Annotated in this window: 1 protein-coding gene; it reads left to right on the forward strand. The window is 60.9% G+C overall.

Annotation, left to right across the window (positions count from 1 at the left end; all coding sequences use genetic code 11):
- Nucleotides 1–705: AMP-binding protein (locus AC07V9_RS29645; RefSeq protein WP_495019171.1), on the forward strand; the 705-nt coding region annotated here is incomplete at both ends.

The raw sequence follows: 705 nt of genomic DNA on the forward strand, positions 1-705 counted from the left end.
TACTGGTCGGCATTGCCGTCGAGCGTGGGCTGGACATGATCATCGGCCTGCTGGCGGTGCTCAAGGCCGGTGGCGGTTACGTGCCGCTGGACCCGGAATACCCGCAGGATCGCCTGCAATGCATGATCGAGGACAGCGGCACCCAATTGCTGCTGACCCACAGCCATCTGGTTGAGCGGCTGGCGATTCCATTTGGGGTTGCGCATCTGAGCCTGGATCAGAACGCAGCCTGGTCGGGTTTGAGTGCTGACAATCTGCCGAATCACACCGATCCGCAGAACCTGGCCTACGTGATGTTCACCTCGGGTTCCACAGGTCGCCCAAAAGGCGTTGGCATCAGTCACTTGGCGCTGACCCGCCACGCCTATGTGTCGTTGCAGTTCTTCAACATGAACGGCAGCGACCGAGTTTTGCAGTTCTCCACCTTCAACTTCGACGGCTTTGTCGAGCAGCTGTATCCGGCGCTGATCTGCGGTGCGTCGGTGGTGTTGCGCGGCACCGATATCTGGGACAGCGAGACGTTCTATCGCGAGCTGATCGACAAACAGATCAGCGTGGTCGACCTGACGACGGCCTACTGGAACCTCTTGGCCCGCGATTTCGCGGCTGCAGGCCCGCGTGACTATGGTCGTTTGAAGCAGGTGCATGCCGGTGGGGAAGCGATGCCCCCGGAAGGCCTGGCCGCGTGGAATCAGGCAGGATTGG

The sequence above is a fragment of the Pseudomonas sp. GW821-FHT02A11 genome, from assembly GCF_059421985.1.